The 15,450-nt window shown below is 65.1% G+C and carries 15 protein-coding genes; 7 read left to right on the plus strand and 8 right to left on the minus strand.

Annotated elements, in window-relative coordinates:
* Window positions 1–40: 40 nt before the first annotated feature.
* From HU729_RS06560 to HU729_RS06575, 4 genes are read left to right on the plus strand one after another with little or no spacing between them, the layout of a single operon-like run.
* On the plus strand, window positions 41–1,204 hold the full coding sequence (locus tag HU729_RS06560; RefSeq protein WP_186669492.1) for an isovaleryl-CoA dehydrogenase: 1,164 nt from the start codon (window positions 41–43) through the stop codon (window positions 1,202–1,204).
* Between the two features lie 19 nt (window positions 1,205–1,223).
* Window positions 1,224–2,831, plus strand: a complete 1,608-nt coding sequence (locus HU729_RS06565; protein WP_186709214.1) for a carboxyl transferase domain-containing protein — start codon at window positions 1,224–1,226, stop codon at window positions 2,829–2,831.
* 3 nt (window positions 2,832–2,834) lie between these two features.
* Window positions 2,835–3,647 (plus strand): gamma-carboxygeranoyl-CoA hydratase, encoded by an 813-nt coding sequence (locus HU729_RS06570; protein WP_186669496.1) that lies wholly within the window; start codon window positions 2,835–2,837, stop codon window positions 3,645–3,647.
* Window positions 3,644–5,599, plus strand: a complete 1,956-nt coding sequence (locus HU729_RS06575) for an acetyl/propionyl/methylcrotonyl-CoA carboxylase subunit alpha (RefSeq protein WP_186669498.1) — start codon at window positions 3,644–3,646, stop codon at window positions 5,597–5,599. Before HU729_RS06570 ends, HU729_RS06575 begins: the two co-directional genes overlap by 4 nt.
* Window positions 5,600–5,695: 96 nt before the next feature.
* Here HU729_RS06575 and HU729_RS06580 read toward each other — a convergent pair whose 3' ends face one another.
* The gene (locus tag HU729_RS06580) at window positions 5,696–6,355 is read right to left on the minus strand and encodes a S24 family peptidase (RefSeq protein WP_238343291.1); all 660 of its coding nucleotides are present in this window, start codon (window positions 6,353–6,355) and stop codon (window positions 5,696–5,698) included.
* Between the two features lie 130 nt (window positions 6,356–6,485).
* On the opposite strand from HU729_RS06580, the gene HU729_RS06585 reads away from it, so the two are divergent.
* From HU729_RS06585 to HU729_RS06595, 3 genes are all read left to right on the plus strand, one after another.
* The gene (locus HU729_RS06585; RefSeq protein ID WP_186709216.1) at window positions 6,486–6,794 is read left to right on the plus strand and encodes a hypothetical protein; all 309 of its coding nucleotides are present in this window, start codon (window positions 6,486–6,488) and stop codon (window positions 6,792–6,794) included.
* 440 nt (window positions 6,795–7,234) lie between these two features.
* Window positions 7,235–7,750: a DUF4880 domain-containing protein gene (locus tag HU729_RS06590; RefSeq protein WP_186709217.1), complete on the plus strand. Its 516-nt coding sequence runs from the start codon at window positions 7,235–7,237 to the stop codon at window positions 7,748–7,750.
* 110 nt (window positions 7,751–7,860) lie between these two features.
* On the plus strand, window positions 7,861–9,009 hold the full coding sequence (locus tag HU729_RS06595; RefSeq protein ID WP_186669504.1) for a carboxypeptidase family protein: 1,149 nt from the start codon (window positions 7,861–7,863) through the stop codon (window positions 9,007–9,009).
* Between the two features lie 28 nt (window positions 9,010–9,037).
* Here the strand turns inward: HU729_RS06595 and HU729_RS06600 are convergent, their stop codons facing one another.
* From HU729_RS06600 to HU729_RS06630, 7 genes are all read right to left on the minus strand, one after another.
* Complete coding sequence (locus tag HU729_RS06600) at window positions 9,038–10,009, minus strand: spore coat U domain-containing protein (RefSeq protein WP_186709218.1); 972 nt, start codon at window positions 10,007–10,009, stop codon at window positions 9,038–9,040.
* Window positions 10,006–12,303, minus strand: coding sequence for a fimbria/pilus outer membrane usher protein (locus HU729_RS06605; RefSeq protein WP_186709265.1), 2,298 nt, complete (start codon window positions 12,301–12,303; stop codon window positions 10,006–10,008). The genes HU729_RS06600 and HU729_RS06605 overlap by 4 nt, the downstream gene beginning before the upstream one ends.
* 107 nt (window positions 12,304–12,410) lie before the next feature.
* A complete protein-coding gene (locus tag HU729_RS06610; protein ID WP_186669508.1) occupies window positions 12,411–13,190 on the minus strand; it encodes a molecular chaperone in 780 nt (259 codons plus the stop codon).
* Window positions 13,191–13,241: 51 nt separating this feature from the next.
* Window positions 13,242–13,745, minus strand: coding sequence for a spore coat U domain-containing protein (locus tag HU729_RS06615; RefSeq protein WP_186669510.1), 504 nt, complete (start codon window positions 13,743–13,745; stop codon window positions 13,242–13,244).
* Window positions 13,746–13,748: 3 nt separating this feature from the next.
* The gene (locus tag HU729_RS06620; RefSeq protein WP_054894731.1) at window positions 13,749–14,282 is read right to left on the minus strand and encodes a spore coat protein U domain-containing protein; all 534 of its coding nucleotides are present in this window, start codon (window positions 14,280–14,282) and stop codon (window positions 13,749–13,751) included.
* 17 nt (window positions 14,283–14,299) lie between these two features.
* A complete protein-coding gene (locus tag HU729_RS06625) occupies window positions 14,300–14,833 on the minus strand; it encodes a spore coat U domain-containing protein (protein WP_186709219.1) in 534 nt (177 codons plus the stop codon).
* 33 nt (window positions 14,834–14,866) lie between these two features.
* Window positions 14,867–15,394 (minus strand): spore coat U domain-containing protein, encoded by a 528-nt coding sequence (locus tag HU729_RS06630; protein ID WP_186669513.1) that lies wholly within the window; start codon window positions 15,392–15,394, stop codon window positions 14,867–14,869.
* Window positions 15,395–15,450 lie beyond the last annotated feature (56 nt).

Raw genomic sequence — 15,450 nt, forward strand, 5'->3', positions numbered from 1 at the left:
GGTGCAGTACCTCGAATTTCAAGAACAACAAGGTGCCCCCATGCATTACCCGACCCTGAACTTCGCCCTGGGCGAGACCATCGACATGCTCCGCGACCAGGTACGCACCTTCGCTGCCGCCGAACTCGCCCCGCGCGCGGCGCAGATCGACCACGACAACCTGTTCCCCGCCGACATGTGGCGCAAGTTCGGCGACATGGGCCTGCTGGGCATCACCGTCGCGGAAGAATATGGCGGCGCAGGCCTGGGCTACCTGGCCCATGTGGTGTCGATGGAAGAGATCAGCCGTGCCTCGGCCTCGGTGGCACTGTCCTATGGCGCCCACTCCAACCTCTGCGTCAACCAGATCAACCGCAACGGCACCCATGAACAGAAGCTGAAGTACCTGCCCAAGCTGATCAGCGGCGAGCACATCGGCGCCCTGGCCATGAGCGAGCCCAATGCCGGCTCCGACGTGGTGTCGATGAAATTGCGCGCCGAGAAACGCGGCGACCGCTATGTACTCAACGGCAGCAAGACCTGGATCACCAACGGCCCCGACGCCAACACCTACGTGATCTACGCCAAGACCGACCTGGACAAGGGCCCGCACGGCATCAGCGCATTCATCGTCGAACGTGACTGGAAGGGCTTCTCGCGCAGCAACAAGTTCGACAAGCTGGGCATGCGCGGCTCCAACACCTGCGAGCTGTTCTTCGATGGCGTCGAAGTGCCGGAAGAAAACATCCTCGGCCAGCTCAATGGCGGTGTGCGTGTGCTGATGAGCGGCCTGGACTACGAGCGCGTGGTGCTCTCGGGCGGTCCGACCGGCATCATGCAGAGCTGCATGGACCTGGTGGTGCCCTACATCCACGATCGCAAGCAGTTCGGCCAGAGCATCGGCGAATTCCAGCTGATCCAGGGCAAGATCGCCGACATGTACACCCAGCTCAACGCCAGCCGCGCCTACCTCTACGCCGTGGCCCAGGCCTGCGACCGTGGCGAGACCACGCGCAAGGACGCCGCCGGGGTGATCCTCTACACCGCCGAACGCGCTACGCAGATGGCCCTGGAAGCGATCCAGATTCTCGGCGGCAACGGCTACATCAACGAATTCCCGGCCGGCCGCCTGCTGCGTGACGCCAAACTCTACGAGATCGGTGCCGGCACCAGCGAAATTCGCCGGATGCTGATCGGCCGCGAACTGTTCAACGAAACCCGCTGAGTACAAGGAGCTGGCGTCCATGGCTACCCTGCACACCCAGATCAACCCGCGCTCGGCTGAGTTCGCCAGCAACAGCGCGGCCATGCTCGAACAGGTCGATGCCCTGCGCACCCTGCTGGCCCAGATCAGCCAGGGCGGCGGGCCCAAGGCCCAGCAGCGCCATACCTCGCGCGGCAAGCTGCTGCCGCGCGAGCGCATCGACCGCCTGCTCGACCCGGGCTCGGCGTTTCTCGAGATCGGCCAGCTCGCCGCCCATGAGGTGTATGGCGAAGACGTACCGGCAGCAGGCGTGATCGCCGGCATCGGCCGCGTCGAAGGGGTCGAGTGCATGATCGTGGCCAACGACGCCACGGTCAAAGGCGGCTCCTACTACCCGCTGACCGTGAAGAAACACCTGCGCGCGCAGACCATCGCCCTGCAGAATCGCCTGCCGTGCATCTACCTGGTCGACTCCGGCGGCGCCAACCTGCCACGCCAGGACGAAGTGTTCCCGGATCGTGAGCACTTCGGACGGATCTTCTTCAACCAGGCCAACATGAGCGCCCTCGGCATTGCGCAGATCGCCGTGGTGATGGGCTCGTGCACCGCAGGTGGCGCCTATGTGCCGGCGATGGCCGACGAAGCGATCATGGTGCGCCAGCAGGCGACCATCTTCCTCGCCGGCCCGCCGCTGGTGAAGGCCGCCACCGGCGAGGTGGTGAGCGCCGAAGACCTGGGCGGCGCCGATGTGCATTGCCGCACCAGCGGCGTGGCCGACCACTATGCCGACAACGACGAGCATGCCCTGGCGATCGCCCGGCGCAGCGTGGCCAACCTCAACTGGCACAAACTCGGGCGCCTGCAATGCCAGGCACCGATCGCACCGCTGTACGACGCCCAGGAGCTGTACGGCGTGGTGCCGGCCGATGCCAAGCAACCGTTCGATGTGCGCGAGATCATCGCGCGCCTGGTCGATGGCTCCGTGTTCGATGAATTCAAGGCCCTGTTCGGCACCACCCTGGTGTGCGGTTTCGCCCACCTGCATGGCTACCCGGTAGCGATCCTGGCCAACAACGGCATCCTCTTTGCCGAGGCTGCGCAAAAAGGCGCGCACTTCATCGAACTGGCCTGCCAACGCGGCATCCCGCTGTTGTTCCTGCAGAACATCACGGGATTCATGGTCGGCAAGAAATACGAGGAGGGCGGTATCGCCAAGCACGGCGCCAAGCTGGTGACCGCAGTGGCCTGCGCCCAGGTGCCGAAGTTCACGGTGATCATCGGCGGCAGCTTCGGTGCTGGCAACTACGGCATGTGCGGGCGCGCCTACGATCCGCGCTTCCTGTGGATGTGGCCTAACGCGCGAATTGGCGTGATGGGCGCCGAACAGGCCGCCGGCGTGCTGGCCCAGGTCAAGCGCGAGCAGAGCGAGCGCAGTGGCGAGGTGTTCAGCGCCGAGGACGAAAAGCAGCTCAAGCAGCCGATCCTCGACCAATACGAGCGCCAGGGCCACCCTTACTATTCCAGCGCCCGGCTGTGGGATGACGGCGTCATCGACCCGGCGCAAACCCGTGAAGTGCTGAGCCTTGCCTTGTCCGCCGCGCTGAACGCCCCGATCGAACAGAGCCGCTTCGGCATTTTCCGGATGTGACCCATGAGCGATTTTGCCACCCTCGAAGTGATAAAGGACCCTCGCGGCTTCGCCACCCTGTGGCTGAGCCGGGAAGACAAGAACAACGCCTTCAACGCCCAGATGATTCGCGAGCTGATCGTTGCCATCGACCAACTGGGCGAAGACAGCCGCCTGCGCTTCGTGCTGCTGCGTGGCCGTGGCCGGCACTTCAGCGCCGGTGCTGACCTGGCCTGGATGCAGCAGTCGGCGCAATTGGACTTCAATACCAACCTGGACGACGCCCATGAACTGGGCGAGCTGATGTACGCGCTGCATCGCCTCAAGGCGCCGACCCTGGCCGTGGTCCAGGGCGCCGCATTCGGTGGTGCGCTGGGCCTGATCAGTTGCTGCGACATGGCCATCGGCGCTGAAGATGCACAGCTGTGTCTGTCGGAGGTCCGCATCGGCCTGGCACCGGCGGTGATCAGCCCGTTCGTGGTCAAGGCCATCGGTGAGCGTGCCGCTCGCCGCTATGCCCTGACCGCCGAGCGCTTCAGTGGTGCGCGCGCCCGCGAGCTGGGCCTGCTGGCCGAGGTGTACCCTGCCAGCGAACTGGACACCCAGGTCCAGGCCTGGATCGACAACCTGCTGCTCAACAGCCCTCAGGCCCTGCGCGCCACCAAGGACCTGCTGCGCGAGGTGGACGATGGCGAACTGAGCCCTGCCCTGCGCCGCTACACCGAGAACACCATCGCCCGCATTCGTGTCAGCCCCGAAGGCCAGGAGGGCCTGAGCGCCTTCCTGGAAAAACGCCGCCCCGCCTGGCAGCCCGTCGACAAGGAACCTCGCCCATGAGCCACCCCCCGCTGACCACCCTGCTGGTCGCCAACCGCGGCGAGATCGCCTGTCGGGTGATGCGCACCGCCAAGGCCATGGGCCTGACCACCGTCGCAGTGCACAGCGCCACCGACCGTGACGCCCGGCACAGCCGCGAAGCCGATATCCGCGTCGACCTGGGCGGCACCAAGGCCGCCGACAGCTACCTGGTGATCGACAAGCTGATCGCTGCAGCCAAGGCCAGTGGCGCACAGGCGATCCATCCCGGCTACGGCTTTCTTTCCGAGAACGCAGGCTTTGCCCGCGCCATCGAGCAGGCCGGGCTGATCTTCCTCGGCCCACCGGCCAGCGCCATCGACGCCATGGGCAGCAAGTCGGCGGCCAAGGCCCTGATGGAAGCCGCCGGGGTGCCGCTGGTGCCCGGCTATCACGGTGACGCCCAGGACCTGGAGACCTTCCGTGCCGCTGCCGAACGCATTGGTTATCCGGTGCTGCTCAAGGCCAGTGCCGGGGGTGGCGGCAAGGGCATGAAGGTGGTCGAGCAGGAGAGCGAGCTGGCCGACGCCCTGGCCTCGGCACAACGCGAGGCGCAATCGTCGTTCGGCGATGCGCGAATGTTGGTGGAAAAGTACGTGCTCAAGCCTCGGCACGTGGAAATCCAGGTGTTCGCCGACCAACACGGCCATTGCCTGTACCTCAACGAACGCGACTGCTCGATCCAGCGTCGCCACCAGAAGGTTGTCGAAGAGGCTCCGGCCCCAGGCTTGTCGGCGCAACTGCGCCAAGCCATGGGTGAGGCGGCGGTGCGCGCGGCCCAGGCCATCGGTTATGTCGGCGCTGGCACCGTGGAGTTCCTGCTCGATGCCCGCGGCGAGTTCTTCTTCATGGAAATGAACACCCGCCTGCAGGTCGAACACCCGGTCACCGAGGCGATCACCGGGCTGGACCTGGTGGCCTGGCAGATCCGTGTCGCTTGCGGCGAGGCCTTGCCGATCACCCAGGAGCAGGTGCCGCTGGTTGGCCATGCCATCGAGGTGCGGCTGTATGCGGAAGATCCGGCCAATGACTTCCTGCCGGCCACCGGCACCCTGGCGCTGTACCGCGAATCGGCGCCAGGCGAAGGGCGCCGGGTCGACAGCGGGGTCAGCGAGGGCGATGTGATCTCGCCGTTCTACGACCCGATGCTGGGCAAGCTGATCGCCTGGGGACAGGATCGCGAACAGGCGCGCTTGCGACTACTGGCCATGCTCGACGAGTTCGCCATCGGCGGCTTGAAAACCAACATCGCCTTCCTGCGGCGCATCCTCGCCCATCCGGCCTTCGCGGCCGCCGAACTGGATACCGGCTTCATTGGCCGTCATCACGAAGTGCTGCTGCCCGCCACCGGCGAGCGTCCGGCGCTGTTCTGGCAAGCCGCTGCCGAAGCCTGGCTGCAGAGCGGCTCGCCACGACGTCGCACAGACGACGGCAACTCGCCTTGGGCCCGCTGCGATGGCTTGCGCCTGGGCCTGCCAGCCCGCAGCAGCCTGCATCTGTCATGCGAGGGTCAGGACCAGGCCGTGGCGCTGCAGAACAGCGCGCCCTCAGCGTTCCAATTGTTCGGCGAGCAACTGGTGCAGGACCAGGATGGCCTGCGGCGGCGCTACCTGGCCATTCGTCGCGAGGGCGTGCTGTACCTGCAATGGGCGGGCGAACTGCACGCAGTCACGGCGTTCGATCCGATTGCCGCCGCCGAGGCCAGCCATGGCCATCAGGGGGGGCTGGGCGCGCCCATGAACGGCAGCATCGTGCGCGTGCTGGTCGAAGCGGGTCAGGCAGTGGAAGCCGGAACAGCGCTGGTGGTGCTGGAGGCGATGAAGATGGAGCACAGTATTCGTGCACCGCAGGCGGGGATCGTGAAGGCGCTGTTCTGCCAGGAAGGCGACATGGTCAGCGAAGGGACGGTGCTGGTGGAACTGGAAGAGAGCTGAGGGGCCTGCAGGAGCGGCCATGTGCCGCTCCTGCAGGGATTGCCCTGGTTTTCAGCGCCTGGATGAAGACTAGCCGCACCACATGGCCGGGCGGGCTCAATGCCGCCCGTGCGACCTCACCACCACGCCCAGCACTTCGAAATCCTCGCCGCACAGCAGCTTCGGGTAGGTCGGGTTCAACGGTTTGAGATACCGCTGCCCGCCATCCTCGACCAACTGCCGGAACATCGCCGAGGTGCCCTTCTGCCGGGCGATCACCAGTTTGCCTGGCGCCGCCGGCACCCCAGGATCCACCAGCACCAGCGTTTGCTCGGGCACGCTGGGGCCGGTGGCGGCGCTCATCAGGTCGCCTTCGACCGGCAACCAGAATGCCTTGCCCAGCGCCGGGTAGTCGGTCTGCTCATAGACGATGCACCCCTCGGGCCACGGCCCCTCCAGCTCGGTCCAGGCCAGCACCGGATAGCGGAAGCACATGATGTACTGCAGCAGGTCGTCGTCATCCCCGCCTGCCTCGGCGGCGTAGGCGCCATTGGGCTCGGCCAGTTGGTCGATGCGTACCATGCGCAGCGAAACATGCAGGTGCGCCATCCCCAGGGCCTGCAGGACCTGGTTCATCATGCCCACCTTCGGCTGACGGGTGCCACGCAGCCAATGGCCGACACCGCCCTGGGTCACCCCAACACGTTCGGCGAGTTGTTCCTGCGAAAGCCCCAGCTCCCGCATCCTTTGCTTGACCAGCGCGATCCATTTTTCCATCGCCCGAACGATACGGACTGCCCATCAGCGCTCAATACACATATTGTATTATTAATCTGATAGGCATAAGTACTTTTCGTATTAGTATTCGAGTGTACTGATTTCCCTATCACGCTCAACAGGTAACAGGATGAAACCGATGACACATCCAGAAAAGGATTTGGACAGCGAGGCCGCGCGTCGCGCGCTCGATTACTACCTCAACCCGACGCCCCCCCACACCAGCATCGACAGCGTTCCCTGGACCCTTCGCGAGGAGGTCTCCCCAGAGCAGGCCAGCGCCCACGCCATGGCCCTGCTGCGTTGCGCAGCAGCCACGGCACAAGAGACCGGCAGCCACCAACAGGGCACGACCCGCGAGGTGCTGTTCGCATTGATGCATATGGTGAACATGGCCCGCGCGATGCTGGAGCAACGGCATGCGCCACAAGGGCTGTGAAAGACGGGAGTACGTGATGACCGGGTAACTGACACTGCCCGGTTGCCGGACAGAGGAAGTGCGCAAGAAATTATTTTTCTGGAGGACAGAAAAATCATTTGACTTGCAAATGATAACGATTATTATTGCACTCAGCAGGTCGCGAGACCCGCTGGATAACCTGGAGCCCTCAGGTCGGGCGCTCAGATTATCTCCTCATCAGGCTAATCACGGTTTTTGACCCGGCTTTTTGCCGGGTCATTTTTTTTGGCTCTTCAGGCTAATGAAGAAGGGTTACCGCGTTGAATGGCCGCGATGATAGCAAAGGTGTGTCAATTCGTGAATGCGTGTTACAGCGTTTTGCGCAAACAGCACTTGAGAATCAATCTCGTTAAGATTAAGCTGCCTGCGCATCAGGGAGGATGCCCCCTCTCCCCCTCTTCTCGCGCAAGGAGCCGTCCATGACCCGTCTGCTGCTGCCCCTCGAGCATGGCCCGCAAGTCGCCCGCCCGCCTACCGAAGACGCGTTGCTGCATGGTCTCAGGCGCTTGCCACGCCGGGTCCAGCAGGTGTTTCTGCTCAATCGCCTCGACCAGCTCGGCATTGCCGACATTGCTGCCCGCCTCGACCTGCCCCTGCTGACCATCGAACGCCATCTCTTCCAGGCACTGCAAAGCGCATTGCCACGTGGCGACCGCCTGGCCAGCATTGCCGGCCAATGGTACGTGCGCCTGCAAAGCCCGGAGGCGACAACCTGCGAGCGCATCGATTTCCGCCGTTGGCTGGACGCCGCGCCGCAGCACCTGCAGGCCTTTGAGCAGATCGAACTGTGCTGGCGCAGCCTGCTGGCTCCAGCTCGCCAGTTGGGCCAGGATGGCGGGTATCGCAATGGCCGTGCCGCGTTATCGCTGGGCGGGTGTTCGATTTCCGTAGGCCTGGGCGTTGCCGCATTGATCGCCCTCGGGCTGCTCGCCTGATACGCAGGCGCCGCCCTCGCGCGGGAGCTTGTCGCGTAAGGGGCCAGCAAAGACACCCCACCTGTCGTTGAGCTACAGTAGCGTCACAACAAAGCCACAGGAGTCTGGCAATGACCGTGACGCTGTCCCCACTGCAGATCGACTGCGATTTCGATTCCGGCAATATCCAGGTACTGGATGCCAGTGACCCGCGCCAGGTGCGCCTGGCCATCCGCCCCGACACCCACAGCGGCCACTTCCAGTGGTTCCATTTCAAGGTGAGCGGCCTGACGGTCGGCCAGACCCACCGCTTCAGCCTCGACAACGCCCATGAGTCCTCCTACAAGAACGCCTGGGACGGCTACCACGCCGTGGCGTCGTACGACCAGCAGAACTGGTTCCGCGTACCCAGCAGCTTCGACGGCAAGGCCCTGGCGTTCGATTTCACGGCCGAACAGCCACAGGCTTGGTTCGCCTATTTCGAACCCTACCCACGCGCGCGCCACAACCAGCTCATCGAGCGGGCCCGGCATATTCCCGGCGTCACGCTGCTGGCCAGCGGTCGTAGCGTGCAGGGCCGCGACATCCCGCTGCTGCGTGCCGGTGATGGCGCCGACGGCAAGCGCAAACTGTGGATCATCGCCCAGCAGCACCCCGGTGAACACATGGCCGAGTGGTTCATGGAAGGCGTGATCGACTGCCTTGAGAGCAACGATGCAACGGTCCAGCGCCTGCTTGCCCAAGCCGACCTGTACCTGATCCCCAACATGAACCCTGACGGCGCCTTCCTCGGCCATCTGCGCACCAACTTCAAGGGCAAGGACCTCAATCGTGCCTGGCAGGACGCCAGTGTCGAGCTCAGCCCGGAGGTGTTCTTCGCCCAGAGCCAGATGAAGCAGTACGGCGTGGATGCCTTCGTCGACGCCCATGGCGACGAGGAAATCCCCCATGTATTCACCGCGGCCTGCGAAGGCAACCCGGGCTACACACCACGCATCGCCAAGCTGGAGGAGCAGTTTCGTAGCACCCTGTGCAGCGTGACCAAAGACTTCCAGACCGTCCACGGCTACACCCGCGACCAGCCTGGCCAAGCGAACATGACGCTGGCCTGCAATGCGGTCGGGCAGGCCTACGACTGCCTGTCGCTGACCTTGGAAATGCCGTTCAAGGACCACGACGACAACCCCGACGCCAAGTGCGGCTGGTCGGGCGCGCGCTCCAAGAAGTTGGCAGGCGCAGTGCTGGAAACGTTGGAAAAGATGGTCAAGGAGTTGCGCTGATCCGCAAGACAGCGGCCCATTGATCCGCTCAGAACTGCACGTCGAGAATCACGCTGTCGGTGTAGGTCGCTGCAGGCGGCGTCGCCTGATCGGTGTAGACCTTGGCGTTGTAGTTGAACACCTGGCTGCCGGTGCCCGTGCCGGCACCGGGGTTCACGTTGGCGTCGCTGCTCGCGCGCCGGGCCGCGCCCACCGATCCCCAACGCACGGTGCCAGCGCTCTTGAAGATGTCGTAGGCCAGGTAGTTGTTGGCCGTGGACTTCATCCGCCGACGCCCACCCGACACGTTCTGCCCATCGTCCAGCCCGACCGTGTAGTTGCTGCCCTTGGTACAGGCGATGTTGATGCTCTGGTTCACCGTCGCAAACCCGGCCACCACCGGCGCACTGGCAAAACTGATGTTGGGGGTGGTGATCTGGCAGTCGTTGCTGACGGTCAGCGTCACTGTCAGGGTCTGCGTACCGCTGCCGATATCCCGTCCCAGGCAGATACCGCCCAGGCCGAAGCCTGAGCAATAGTTCCAGTCCCAGAAGATCGACAGGGTCTCGGTGTAGACCCCGGCCGCAACGTTGGCCCCCACCACGGTGCGCAGGTACAGCGGCACCGACTTGGGCGAGGTGCCGTTGAGCAGCCCCAGGGCGTCGATGATGCCGTTGGGGACGAAATCGAAACGCGTGCCGCGGCTGATCGGAAAGTTGGTGGTGTTGTTGGCGTAGATCGTATAGGGGATGACATCGCCAGTCGGGCCGACCATGCCCGTGCTGGCGGAGGTGATGGTGGCGTAGAAATGGTCGTTGCTGGTCAACAGCGACAACAGTGAGCCGGTGCAGGACAGCCCGGCATTGGTGGTCGAAGCCGGTTGCACCGTGGTGCGCACCAGCGTCGAATTGATCGTGCCGAAGGACGCAGGCACCGTGGCCCCCACCGAACAGGCCGACCACGCCTGAGCGCAACCGGCACACAGGCCGAGCCCCAGCACCACCCTGCCCAGGGCATTCATCGGCACACCAGAGGGCCGATCAGCGGAATCGCCCCTTCCCCTTCAGGCAGGTCGAATTCGACCTGGCACTGGCCGCCATCAGCGACTTCGACCTGCAGGCGATTGTGCGCCGACAGGTTCTCCAGGTAGACCAGGCCATCCCACCCCACCACGGCCTCGCTGCCGCCCTGGATGCCCCTCACCCGGCTGCCCAGCTTGAGCTCCTGCTGGTTGGCATCGACCAGCACGATGCTCGCTGCCAGCACCCGCTTGAGCGGGAACTCCAACAGATAGCCACTGCCCCGACGCACCGCGACGCGTTGTTCGACCGTCGAAGCCATCACATCGGCGGGCAGCTCCATTGGATCGATCTCGTACTTGCCACGGTAGTAACCGCTGCTGTACGGCACCAGCAAGTGGCCATTGCGGTCGGTGCGACCGACCATCTGGTTCTCGTAGCGCACCGGCACATCGGCGTAGCCACTGGTGCTGACAACCACGAACGCATCATCGATACGGTTGGCGGCGAACATGCCCGAGTCCATCAGCACCAGCGAACCGCTGGCATCGGCCCAGCGGGTCATCTCCTCGCTGCTGCCATAGACCCCCGCCTGCAGCTGCACGGACTGCAGGCGCCAGGTCACATCGGCCTGCCGATAGGCGCCGCGATCCCCCCCATTGGCGTAGCCAAGGTTGTAACCCACACCGCCACCCACTGGCACTGCGCGGCTGTAGTTGACGCGCTGCAGGTCCTGGCCGTCCTTGCTGCGCTCGGCGCTGAAGGCCAGGGTGCCATGGGTATCGAACGGGACCACCAGTTGTGCCTGCACCGCCCACTGGCTGTCACCGACATCGCGGTTGGCCGACAGGTACAGGCTGCTGTTGCGCCACAACGGCTTGCTCCAGCTCAGGTTGATCAGCCGCGTGCGCGAGCCATCCCCCGCGCGCACGTCGAAATAGCCAGCACCGACGCTGCCGTAGCGATCCAGGTTCAGGCTTACGGTCGCCTGCTCGCTGCGCGTGCTCAGGCGGGTATAGGGATTGTCGACCAGCGTCAGGTCGGCATAATCGCCATGGCGCTCGATCCGCTGGTAGTTGAAGCCGATACGTCGGCTGTTGTACTGGTAACCCAAGGCCACCTGCTGCCCTGTGTCGCCCTCGAAACGGCTCTGCGCCACGGCGGCGTTGAGCACACCGAAGGTTCCCAGGCGCAGGTTGCCACCCAGGCCACCGAGCATCATCGACTCGGCCGTTTCGGCGTGGGTTTCGAGGGTGAAGTAATCGGACACACCATGGCGCAAGCTCGCCGATGCCACTGCGGGCCCGTAGCCGAAGTCCTTCACGGCATAGTCACGGCGAAGGCTACCGGCAGCCACCGAAAAGTCCGACAGCCCCTCGGCCAGCAAGCTGCTGGTCACGTAGAACGGCAAGGTCGTCGAGATCTGGCGCCCGAGCGCATCGGTGGTCACCACCACGGCTTCACCGGCACCGTTGATGAACGGCACGTTGGTGAGTGTGTAGGGCCCCGGTTGCAGATCGGTGGTGCTGGTCTTGTAGCCATTGATGAACAGATCCAGCGACGTGGGTACCGCCGCCTCTCCGGCAAAGGCCGGCAGCGGATAGGTGACCAGGTCCGGGCGTGCGGCAAAGTCTCGGGAAACCTGCAAGCCGCCCACCCGCACCGAGCTGCTCCAGGGCAAGGCGCTGGTGACCAGATCGCCTGCCTCGTAGGTCAACAGGCGCTGCTCGTCGGTGAAACGCCAGGTGGTGTCGTAGCGCAGAAAGCCTTCGCGGCTCTGATTCCGGGGGGCACCGTTGAATGACTCACGCCACTGCCCGGTGGTGGAGAAGGTGCCCCAACTGTCGAACACCCGCAGCTCGTTCCAGACGGCGAGATAGGTGCCGGCATCATCGGTGTCGTTCAGGTACAGGTCATAGTTGAGCAAGGCGCCGAAACTACTGCGCGCATCGCTGGCCGGATACAGGTTGCGTCCACCGAACTGCTGGTCGGGCAGCCACGCCGGCGGCACCTGCAGCAGCAGGCGCTGGTTTGGGCTGTCGTAGTCCACATGCAGGCCGACGATGCTCTCCAGCGCCACCTCCCCCTGAGGATCGCCCGGCACCAGGATGCCCGCCGCACGCAGCGCATCGCTGGCCAGGTACAGTCGCCCGGCACGCTGCTGCACCGGCACCAGCTCAGCCTTGGGCACCTGATTCACCAGCATGTCCAGGTACAGGGTGGCATCGGCAATCGCGGTGCTTTCTGTCGGGGGTGGCGGCAGATCGGCGGCCACGCCCAGCATCGGCCCCAGCATCGCCAGGCCCAGCCACCACCGGCGCGTCGTCCGCCGCCAGCCACTCACACACGGTTTCCAACCATCGGCGGGTCCTCCCTGGCCCCTCCACTACCCGCGTTTGCAGGTCACTGCCCTTGGCGGATGGCCTGAGCCACCTCCTGGCCATTGACCCGTCCCTTGAGCACGCTGCTCGCGCCCAGTTCGGTCGGTGCCGGCCAGCGCATGCTGGCCCCCGGCAGCACATAACCCAGCAGCCCCTCGACCAGCGGCTTCTGCTGGCCCCCTTGCTGCAGCACCACATCGGTGAGGCGCGCATGAACCGGCCCGGTATTGCGCAGCTCGATATACGGCTTGCCCTGTACCGTCACTGCACGCCAGCTCAATTGAGGCTTGCCGACACCTTCGGCGCTGCGCTTGCCCTCCGGGTCGGGCTTGCCCCACAGGCCTTCGCCATACACGAACAGCGGCACCGAATAGCGCATCTGCAGGCGAATGGCTGCCTTCGGCCCTTCGGTGCTGGCATCGGCCGGTGTTGGCGAGGGGATCTCGTCGATGATGATCCGGTAGGCTTGCTCCTGGCCCACCGGCGAGCTGCCGGTGCGGGTCAGCCGGATCAGTTGCTTCTGACCTGGCGGGATATTGGCCACAGGGGGGCTGCCGATGATCTCGCGCTGCGCCTGGAACTGCTCCTGATAATCGCCCTGGCGCCAGGCGAACACCCGCACCTGCAGGCTGGCCGGCGCGCTACCGCGGTTCTCAAGCCATAGCGCGCCGGCCTTCTGGTCGGCCTCGAGCACCGGATCGATCGGCCAGATCAGCACCGACGTCGCGGCTGGCACCGGCAGGCTGGCCAGCAGCAATGCCCCGATGATGATGTTCCGCGCCGTGTTCGCGCCTGCCCCCATGCCGTTCTCCTCTGTCTTGTCGATAGCCGTGCCTGGACGTGCGGATCAGCATCACCAGGCCACTGTCACTTGCACTACATCGGTGTAGGTCCCCGCCGGCACATTGCCGGGCAACTGGGTGCGGCCATACACCGGCAACTTGATCGCCGTCGGATCGCTATAGCTCACCGGCACGCTGGTGCCGATGGTCAGGGCCTGGCTCAACGCCGCATCGCGAAACAGCTGGTAGGCCACCAGCTGCGTGCCGCCACTGCGCTTGAGATTGCGCGTGCCGCTGGCACTGTTCTGCCCGCCATCGAGGCTCATGCCAAGGGTCACGCCCGGCGTACATTGAAAGGTCACCGTGGTGCCGCCCAGCGCGGTGCTCAGGGTGGCGGTGGACAGCGCCGACTGGGTGCCGAAATCAAGTACGCCGTAGGCGCTCACGCCGCCGACCACCAAGCAGCCTGCGGTGATCTGCGCGCTGACCTGGAAGGTACTGGTGGTCGCTGCCGTCGAGGGCGACGTCCACACCAGCCACAGGCCCGCCAGCAGTGCGTGGGGCCAACCGCGCATGGGTCAGAAGGTCAGCTCGACCGCGACCGTGTCGGTGTACACCCCGGCCGGCAGGCCCGCCTTGCCACGCGCCTGGCCGTAGAGGTTGACGGTCTGGGCGACACCGGTGCTGGTCGGCAGCGTGATGGTGCCGTCGATGGCCAGCAGTTGAGTACGACCGGTATCGGTGTAGAAGTCGTACGGTACGAAGTTGCCAGCGCCGTCGGCCAGCGCGCGCGTCCCGCCGCTGGATGCACCGTCGTGGGCACCGGCCCGCACCCGGATCGCCGGCACCGTGCCAGCCGAGCAGAGAATGCTCATGGCCCCGCCGCCGCCACCGAGCACCTGGCCATTGGCAGTGGTGAACAGAGCATCCTGGGTGCCGAAGTTCAGGCTACCGAAATTGAGCCCGGAGGTGCCGGCGCTGCCATTGACCTGGCAGGCCGAGATCAACGTCAAGGTCGAGTTGATCGTCCCGGTCACGGTGGCCGCTTGGGCCTGGGCCGCCAGGGCGAGACCCAGGGCGGTAAGGATGCAGCGAATCGATGTGCTTGCCATGGGAATCTCCTTGCGTTTTACCAGTCCAGGGTTACTCGAAGGGTGTCGCGGTACAGCCCGGCCGGCAGCGCGCGCGGCTGGGCGACGACCACGCCGTAGATCGGGACGGGCACCTGCTGGGTGCCTTGGATGGTGAAGGTGCGCGCCTGGCCGATGCCGTATCGGGTGTTGCCGCCCGGGTCGATAGCCAGCTGGTAAGGGATGAGCACGCGCCCGTTGCTCAGTTGTCGCACACCCCCTGCGCCATTGCGTCCTTCGTCGATGCGCACGCTGAAAGCGCGCACCTGAGGCGTGCAACTGATCTGCAGGCTGCCCTGCCCGCCCGCATCATCCACGCGGGTGCGCAGCGGACCATCCCAGCTCGGGGCCTGCGAGCCAAAGTCCATCAGCCCGGGATTGGCGAGGGTCGCCGGTTGCTGGTCGCTGCTGATCTGGCAGGCAGAGCTGATCACCAGGCGCGCCTGGATGAATCCCGTGGTGCTGCCATGCACCGAGGCACCGGGCAGCAGCAATGGGCCGAGGGTCAACAGCAGCAAAGAAGTACGGTTCATGTCGGCGCGTCCTTGCGCATGTGGGTCCGCTCCCTACCAGGTGACCGTGACTTTGACCAGGTCGGTGTACAGCCCGGCTTTCGGTACCCAGGCCAGTCGATCGATGCGCGCGTACAAGGGCAGCTCCACCGAACCGCTGTCCGGCACCCGCGCCGATTGTGCGACGTCCACGGCCAGTGGCTCACGCCAGGCAGCGTCGCGATAGAGGCGATAGGGAATGGGGCGCGCCTGCCGATCAGCGTCGCCCAGATAACGCAACTCGCCCACGCCGCCATGCTGGCCGCCATCGACCTTGACTTGATACGGCGTATCGGGATTACACTCCAGGCGAGGCGGGCGTTGGGCAAGCAGTATGCCGCTCAGTGGCGCATCAGGGCCGTCCAGGCGCGCGGCACTGCCCAGGTCGATTCGACCCAGGGCCTGTGCACCCGCGTCGCGCGGTTGGTTCACCAGCATGCAGCCTCGCTGCACCTGGACCCGCACTTCGACGAGAAAATCCGCCGCTACGGCACCACCACTCAACAACAGGCCCAACAGCGAGGCCAGCAAGCGCTCCGTCACCGAATCTCCCTTCCAGTGTTCCCTGTGCTGTCTTGAGCGTAGCAGTAGGATTGGAT

The organism is Pseudomonas sp. RW10S2, assembly GCF_014268985.1.
Lineage (GTDB): Bacteria > Pseudomonadota > Gammaproteobacteria > Pseudomonadales > Pseudomonadaceae > Aquipseudomonas > Aquipseudomonas wayambapalatensis.

Coding starts and splice junctions, on each gene's coding strand:
- HU729_RS06560 (WP_186669492.1), top strand. CDS start 41: ATGCATTACCCGACCCTGAACTTCGCCCTGGGCGAGACCATCGACATG.
- HU729_RS06565 (WP_186709214.1), top strand. CDS start 1,224: ATGGCTACCCTGCACACCCAGATCAACCCGCGCTCGGCTGAGTTCGCC.
- HU729_RS06570 (WP_186669496.1), top strand. CDS start 2,835: ATGAGCGATTTTGCCACCCTCGAAGTGATAAAGGACCCTCGCGGCTTC.
- HU729_RS06575 (WP_186669498.1), top strand. CDS start 3,644: ATGAGCCACCCCCCGCTGACCACCCTGCTGGTCGCCAACCGCGGCGAG.
- HU729_RS06580 (WP_238343291.1), bottom strand. CDS start 6,355: ATGGAAAAATGGATCGCGCTGGTCAAGCAAAGGATGCGGGAGCTGGGG.
- HU729_RS06585 (WP_186709216.1), top strand. CDS start 6,486: ATGAAACCGATGACACATCCAGAAAAGGATTTGGACAGCGAGGCCGCG.
- HU729_RS06590 (WP_186709217.1), top strand. CDS start 7,235: ATGACCCGTCTGCTGCTGCCCCTCGAGCATGGCCCGCAAGTCGCCCGC.
- HU729_RS06595 (WP_186669504.1), top strand. CDS start 7,861: ATGACCGTGACGCTGTCCCCACTGCAGATCGACTGCGATTTCGATTCC.
- HU729_RS06600 (WP_186709218.1), bottom strand. CDS start 10,009: ATGAATGCCCTGGGCAGGGTGGTGCTGGGGCTCGGCCTGTGTGCCGGT.
- HU729_RS06605 (WP_186709265.1), bottom strand. CDS start 12,303: ATGCTGGGGCCGATGCTGGGCGTGGCCGCCGATCTGCCGCCACCCCCG.
- HU729_RS06610 (WP_186669508.1), bottom strand. CDS start 13,190: ATGGGGGCAGGCGCGAACACGGCGCGGAACATCATCATCGGGGCATTG.
- HU729_RS06615 (WP_186669510.1), bottom strand. CDS start 13,745: ATGCGCGGTTGGCCCCACGCACTGCTGGCGGGCCTGTGGCTGGTGTGG.
- HU729_RS06620 (WP_054894731.1), bottom strand. CDS start 14,282: ATGGCAAGCACATCGATTCGCTGCATCCTTACCGCCCTGGGTCTCGCC.
- HU729_RS06625 (WP_186709219.1), bottom strand. CDS start 14,833: ATGAACCGTACTTCTTTGCTGCTGTTGACCCTCGGCCCATTGCTGCTG.